The 6,602-nt window shown below is 46.7% G+C and carries 6 protein-coding genes; 2 read left to right on the top strand and 4 right to left on the bottom strand.

The features are described 5' to 3' along the window. The first annotated feature begins 288 nt into the window (after window positions 1-288). A complete protein-coding gene (gene urtE, locus AAFP11_RS29275) occupies window positions 289-987 on the top strand; it encodes an urea ABC transporter ATP-binding subunit UrtE (RefSeq protein ID WP_340518013.1) in 699 nt (232 codons plus the stop codon). A gap of 62 nt (window positions 988-1,049) precedes the next feature. On the opposite strand, the gene AAFP11_RS29270 is transcribed toward urtE, so the two are convergent. The 4 genes from AAFP11_RS29270 to AAFP11_RS29255 form a co-directional block, all read right to left on the bottom strand. Then, window positions 1,050-2,225, bottom strand: coding sequence for a DUF4335 domain-containing protein (locus tag AAFP11_RS29270; protein WP_341740175.1), 1,176 nt, complete (start codon window positions 2,223-2,225; stop codon window positions 1,050-1,052). Beyond that, window positions 2,225-2,830, bottom strand: a complete 606-nt coding sequence (locus tag AAFP11_RS29265; RefSeq protein WP_341740174.1) for a DUF3038 domain-containing protein — start codon at window positions 2,828-2,830, stop codon at window positions 2,225-2,227. The genes AAFP11_RS29270 and AAFP11_RS29265 overlap by 1 nt, the downstream gene beginning before the upstream one ends. Before the next feature lie 205 nt (window positions 2,831-3,035). Then, window positions 3,036-3,548, bottom strand: coding sequence for a hypothetical protein (locus tag AAFP11_RS29260; protein ID WP_341740173.1), 513 nt, complete (start codon window positions 3,546-3,548; stop codon window positions 3,036-3,038). Window positions 3,549-3,792: 244 nt separating this feature from the next. Beyond that, on the bottom strand, window positions 3,793-5,994 hold the full coding sequence (locus AAFP11_RS29255) for a cation:proton antiporter (protein WP_341740172.1): 2,202 nt from the start codon (window positions 5,992-5,994) through the stop codon (window positions 3,793-3,795). 420 nt (window positions 5,995-6,414) lie between these two features. Between AAFP11_RS29255 and rpsB the strand changes: the two genes are divergently transcribed. Further along, window positions 6,415-6,602, top strand: a 188-nt coding sequence (rpsB, locus tag AAFP11_RS29250) for a 30S ribosomal protein S2 (RefSeq protein ID WP_341740171.1), incomplete at its 3' end; no start/stop codon positions are given.

The following is a 6,602-nucleotide window of genomic DNA, read 5'->3' as shown; positions in this document are numbered from 1 at the left end:
TAAATCATTCCAATACAACAGGAATTGATATCATATCAAATTCGGTAGCATCGTCCTGTATTAAACTCTCTCTTCTCTTCCTTCGCGTCATGAGCGCCTTCGCGGTTAAATCATTCCAATACAACAGGAATTGATATCATATCAAATTCGGTAGCATCGTCCTGTATTAAACTCTCTCTTCTCTTCCTTCGCGTCATGAGCGCCTTCGCGGTTAAATCATTCCAATACAACAGTCAACGATATCAGTTGTCAGTAGCAACTAACAAATCACAAATAACAAATAACCCTATGCTACAAGTTTCTAATTTAAATGTATACTATGGTGAAAGTCACATCCTCCGCGATGTCGATTTAAGTGTCAAAGCTGGGCAAATGGTTTGCTTAATCGGCCGTAATGGTGTGGGCAAAACTACTATGCTAAAAACTTTAATGGGTTTGCTGCAACCTCGCAGTGGCACTATTAACTTTGGTGGCCAATCTATTGTTTCTAAGTTGACTCACCAGCGGGCGAAAATGGGTATTGGTTATGTACCTCAAGGACGAGAAATTATTCCCCGCTTAACTGTCAAGGAAAATCTCTTGTTAGGTTTGGAAGCGAAATCCACTAGGACTAAAAATCCTGAAGTTCCTGATGAAATATTTGATTTATTTCCGGTGCTGAAAACTATGCTCGATCGCCTAGGTGGTGATTTGAGTGGGGGACAGCAGCAACAATTGGCGATTGCGAGAGCTTTGATGGGAGAGCCACAGTTGCTGGTTTTAGATGAACCAACAGAAGGAATTCAACCATCTATTATTTTAGACATAGAAGCTGCGGTACGTCGCGTGGTGGCGGCTAGGGGCATTTCAGTTTTGTTGGTGGAACAGCATTTGCATTTTGTGAGGCAAGCTGACTGGTATTATGCAATGCAAAAAGGTGGTATTGTGGCATCGGGAAATACTAGCGAACTTAGCGATGAAGTAGTTCAAAGGTTTTTGGCTGTTTGAGTTTATGGCCCTCTGGGCCGGCGCTTTTGGCACGGCCCCTACCGAGAATGAAAGCACCCTGCCTACCAAGGACTGACTTGAACAGTGCTACCCGGTACCAAAACTACCCGGAAATCAGCCAGCGGTTCCGCAGGTGGCCTGGTGCCGACAGGCTTGTAAAGCAACTCAGAAAATAGCGCTTCGCCCATTCCATCCACTGTTTGAGAATTCTGTAATTTGTAACCGACGATCGCACCGTCGGTAGCCACACTCACCCGATAAACCAACTCCCGTTCCACAGGTGCCTTCGTTTTCAAAACTCCGTCAATTTCCTCCCTCAGTTTGCCATTCAACAGCTCAATTTTTGCCCGATCGGTAATCGGAACTCCCACCGCCGCCTCCTGCAAACCTTCAGCAACAGGTGTGGGAGTAACGGATGGCGAAGCATTAGCAGCAGAAATGGGACTGGCAGTTGGGCTTGGTGTTTCACCCGGAGTTTGACTCGGACTTGGGGACGGCGATATAGCTGACTGAGTACGATCGTCTGGTAGCAAACCCTCTGCTGCGGGTGTGGGATTGGGATTGGGTGTCCCCGCACCCGGATTCGGCGTGCCGATATTCTGGCCCGTAGCATTGGATTGACGCACGGGCTCTCTGGGGCGTTGGACTTCTGGCAGTGGTACAAAGAAAAATGCCATCGCAGCTAAAGCCAAACTTGACACCCCTACCGCCGCAGGTAACACCCGCTGCGCTACCGGTTCTGCTGATTTGATATAGCGCTTGGAAACAGGGGTTAATTGCAGCGATAACTCTGGCAGTGTCTGGGTGTCGGCAAAAAATTGGTCGATCGCCTCTACCAAATCAAATAGCTGCACCGTGGTTAAATCGATTTCAGCAGAGGGTTGTGTTTTTTGATCGATTTGGGTTCCGCTGTCCGATGCGCCTGCTAGAATGGTCAATCTATGCAAATTGCCGTCAATTCTGTGCAACTGCACCAGGGCTGAATCAGGGTCATAGCGATCGGGATAATGGACTCCGCTCATGAATTCTTGGGCGTAGCCGCTGACAACCCTCACCAAGCTTTCAAAAAAATCCCGTCCCCCCGTTAGGGGCTCGGTGAGACCGCTCAAATAGCATTCCGCGCTCATTAGTATCGAAAGCACCGGCCGTATTTCTAACTGGCTTGCCACTGAGCCATCGCTCAACCCTTCTAGAACTAGGGTGCAATTTGGCAAACTGTACTGACGCCTAATAGTCATTACTCAACTTCTCCATCAAACAGACTCACCCAAAACCTCTGCATTCCGGCTGTACCAGTACAAAATAGCAGTTTGCTCAACAAGTTCAAAGCTAGTTCGTCCAGCTTTTCGTCGGAGTCGTAAGCTGCCACTAGCGATCGCTTGGGGTTCATGCGCGATCGAAAGTGAGCTCGAAACCGTTCTAAATACTCCGCCAACGGTAAGTGCTCGTTAAATGGGATATTTCTGGAGCGCAACTGTTGGGAGTCTAGCAGCAACTGGCGAATTGTGGCTGTTAGCTTGCGCGCCAAATTGCAGGCGATCGCCACCAGCGCTTTTGCTTCGAGCACCGTGAGGGCGCGACGTTGGGTATAGCGACGCAGGGGGTTAGTATTACGCAGCAGCCACAGGGCAACCCGATTTTTGATAATTCCTGCCAATTCCAGTTCTCTTGAGACTGCCAGCATTTCTTCCGCACCTCCGAGATACAAGGCTTCGATCGCCAATAACATCAGGTCAATTTGCAATCTGGCGCGGCGTGGACATCCGCCATCGGAGGGCGACAAATCTGGCAAACTGTCTAAAATCAACGGGTTTGACTCGGCAAGCGAAGTTTCTGACGGCATTACGATCACGGCAACATCTATTCCAAACAAACTATACGGGGACGCGGGGTCTCTGGCATGAGAAATTCTCAACTCAGGACTCCTATGAGATACTTTATTTTTATCAATGTTTTCAATCTAGCAGCAACTGGTCACGGCGATCGACTCCCAGACTTCCATGCTCCCAGGATTAGGGACTAGGAAAATGGGGCAACAGGCACTCAAATCAATGTCCTTGTTCTGGTTGCTGCTCTCTTTTCTTCACCTTTTGGGCCATAAAATCAGTAGCCACTGCATTTTCAACCAGACTAATTTTTCCTTTCAGGCTTTCTCCCTCCACAACTCCTCGCAGTTTCACCAAACTGTTTTGACTACCGTCGCCTGTGGACTTGCCACAACCGGTTAAATTGGGAACCGCACCGGACAAACTCAATCCTTGATTTTCCCACTTGCCAGCTAGAGTTGGTTTCTCAGGATTAGTTTTTTGGCGATCGACAGAATTGTTATTTGACTTCAAATTACCACTTAGATAAACACCAGATTGCTCAATTGTCAATACCAAATCATCTGATTTGAGACATTCGGGCAAATTTTTTGCATCAAAGCTATAACTCCCCGCAATAGCAGGAGCCGCTTTCAAATTAGTTTCTCCGTAGGCAGTTACTACTTTAAATAGCAATGTCACAGAACCGATCGCAATCCCGTAAAATGTCAATGTTTTGATGTTGAAATGACTCATAATTTATTTGGGGAATTGGGAATTAGGAATTGGGTATGGGGAATTGGGCCGAAGAGCATTGGGCATTGGGCCGAAGAGCATTGGGCATTGGTAATAGGTAATAGGTAACGTAACAACTGCTTTCGGAACAGTTAACAGTCAACCCAACGACTGCGTTTATCCTGAGCGTAGCCGAAGGGCTCAGGGCGACGCAGTTAACAGTCAACAGCCAACTGTCAACTGTCAACTGTCAACTGTCAACTAACTACCTTTGAGGAAGTACCGAAGCCAAATGCGATCGCACTTTAACGTAACACCGCGCAATCAGCAACGAAGAATGACACTGAACAGCCAATTCATCAGTATACTGCCCCAAAGTTTGACGCTCAATTCCCCACTCCCGACTCGTACCCGCAATTGTCAAATCAGCATGAGCCGAAGCCGCAATCACCGCTTGAATTGGCTCCGCAGCCTCCACAAGCGGAGTTTCAACCCGTGACTGCACCTCCAGCGGCAACTGCTCAATTACTCGCCTAAACTCATAACTAAGCTCATTTTCAGATTCACCATCAGTAGCCACCCGCAATACCGTCAAACGCCGCTCTTCACTATTAACTAACAGTCTCAGCGCCAATTCTAATCCCAAATCATCGTGAATATTCGCAGCATAAGGCACTAACAAATTATTCAACCGTTCCCGCCCTCTATCTACAAAAATTGCTACATCGACTTTAGCAGTGCTGAGGATTTGACCGACACGCCCTCCCAAACGGTTACTACTAAAAGTAGGTCTGTGCCATCCTACTAAGATTAAATCCGCCCGGTCTATTTCGGCAATTTGTGCAGTTTCCCGCGCCACATCCTTAGTCACACGAACAATCGGATGCACCAATTGTCGAGCTTCTGGAGGCTGCAAACTCTCAATTAATTCTCCTAGTTTCAAGTGTCGCTCTTGAATAATGCGATCGGCTTCCGCAGGGGTACTTCCAAAAGCATAATCCTCACTTAATTCTATCAAACTCAGAGGATGAACCGCCGCCGACTGTAAATCGCTACCACCCCTACCCGCCGACTGCGCCAGTGCTACGGCTAGTTGCAGCAAACCTTTCTGGGTGCTGGGATTAGCAACTGGTACTAAAATTCGATAAGTTGGTAGCAATTTTTTATCAGTTTCTTCGCTGTTAGCCACACTTGCTGAATTTTCTAATTCTGAATCATCAGAACTAAATTCTGAAATATCTAACCGAATCAGCCGTTTGGGATAAGTCCACTCCAATAGTGGCGAAGTCATAAAAGTTGTCACTAAAGCCATAATCACTAACATCGTAAATAAGATGGGCGAAATTACCCCCAGAGAAAGACCGATATTCAGCACAATTAGTTCAGTCAAACCCCTAGTATTCATCATCCATCCCAGGGCAGAAGCTTCGCGGTTATTGATGCCACACACTCTAGCTGCCACGTAGGTTCCGACATATTTACCAATAATTGCTACTCCTAATACTGCGGCGCACAGCAACCATAATTCTGGACTATTGAGCAAACCAATTTCTGTGCGTAAACCGCTGTAAGCAAAAAATACTGGCAGCAGAAATATCAGGACAAAATCTTCGGTTTTTTGAGCTAATTCTCTGGTTAATCCCGCATTTTTTGGCATAGCTGCGCCCAGCAAAAATGCACCGAAAATTAAGTGAATGCCAATCCATTCAGTAATTAGGGCTGATGCTACAACTCCCATATAAATTCCGGCCAATACTAACTGAGTTAGTCTGCCTGTACGATTGTAGTGCTTGGAAAGCCGCTGCAAGAACCAGCGGACTACTGTGAGCATGAAAGTGATATAAATTAAGGCTTCAAAAATTGTCGGCAAAGCGCCAACCATTGAGTTAGTGCGAGTAACCGCGATCGCCACTGCTAACAAGCACCAAGCTGTCACATCGTCCACGGCCGCACAAGTCAGGGCCAGAGTCCCCAATTTCGTATTCTGCAAGTTGTGTTCGGTAATGATTCTGGCCAGTACCGGAAATGCTGTAATTGACATAGCCGCCCCCAAAAACAGCGCAAAAGCAGTAAATGAAACGCTGTTATTTGAGATAATCGGATACAGGAGCAGTGCTAGGAAACTTCCCAGGGAAAATGGGACTAAAATACTGACATGGGAAGTCAAGATAGCGGTGTCTAAGTTATTTTTGAGATACTTGGGATTCAGTTCCAAACCAATCAAAAACATGAAAAATATTAGCCCAATTTCTGATAGCACGTTCAGGAACGGGACGGCTTCGGCTGGAAAAACTGCTGCTGCTAAATCTGGCGCAACCAAACCAAACAGAGACGGGCCGAGCATAATTCCTGCTACGATTTCTCCAATGACTTGAGGTTGCTTGATCCACCGGAATCCCAAACCGACAAGTCTGGATAGTGCGATGACAATTAGAACTTCCACTAGAACTAGAATGGCGATCGGCATGGTGTTATTAGATTAGGGATTTTTGCTTATGTTAAGAGGGACAAGTGCCAGGACCAAAATTGGCGATCGAGCCAAATGCAGATGGGCTCTCTTTTTTTGTGCCACAGATAGGAAAGCCTGTTTTGAACAATAGTGCAAAAGTCAGATAAAATGCAGCTCTCTTTGTGGAAAGGGCCGTCGCCCCTGTTCTCAAAAATGGTGCAAGATTTCAGGTAGAAGAGGCCAGACAGTGGCAACAGGGCAATTTTCTCACAAGATATCTAAATAAATGTCTAAAATTGTCCAACCAATTAGCACACACTGTGATAAGCTAGAAAAGTTGTTTAAATTCGCACATCCGGGTTTTCGGGTGTTTCTCAGGCGCAAACCTTCAGAAATACGACCGGGTGGAGGATTAACCCGAATTAGGAGTTAAAAACCATGCCAGTAGTCAGTTTGGCTCAAATGCTAGAGTCAGGAGTTCACTTCGGACACCAAACCCGTCGGTGGAACCCGAAAATGTCTCCCTACATTTTTACAGAGCGCAACGGGGTTCACATCATCGACCTCGTGCAAACCGCTCAGCTCATGGAAGATGCTTATGAGTACATGAGAGTAGCCTCCGAAAA

It is taken from the genome of Microcoleus sp. CAWBG640 (genome assembly GCF_020883015.1).
In the GTDB taxonomy this organism is placed as follows: domain Bacteria; phylum Cyanobacteriota; class Cyanobacteriia; order Cyanobacteriales; family Microcoleaceae; genus Microcoleus; species Microcoleus anatoxicus.
This window is presented reverse-complemented; position numbering and strand designations above follow the sequence as displayed.

Bases quoted from the DNA above. Each gene is read 5' to 3' on its own strand.
- urtE (WP_340518013.1), top strand. From the start codon at position 289: ATGCTACAAGTTTCTAATTTAAATGTATACTATGGTGAAAGTCACATC.
- AAFP11_RS29270 (WP_341740175.1), bottom strand. From the start codon at position 2,225: ATGACTATTAGGCGTCAGTACAGTTTGCCAAATTGCACCCTAGTTCTA.
- AAFP11_RS29265 (WP_341740174.1), bottom strand. From the start codon at position 2,830: ATGCCGTCAGAAACTTCGCTTGCCGAGTCAAACCCGTTGATTTTAGAC.
- AAFP11_RS29260 (WP_341740173.1), bottom strand. From the start codon at position 3,548: ATGAGTCATTTCAACATCAAAACATTGACATTTTACGGGATTGCGATC.
- AAFP11_RS29255 (WP_341740172.1), bottom strand. From the start codon at position 5,994: ATGCCGATCGCCATTCTAGTTCTAGTGGAAGTTCTAATTGTCATCGCA.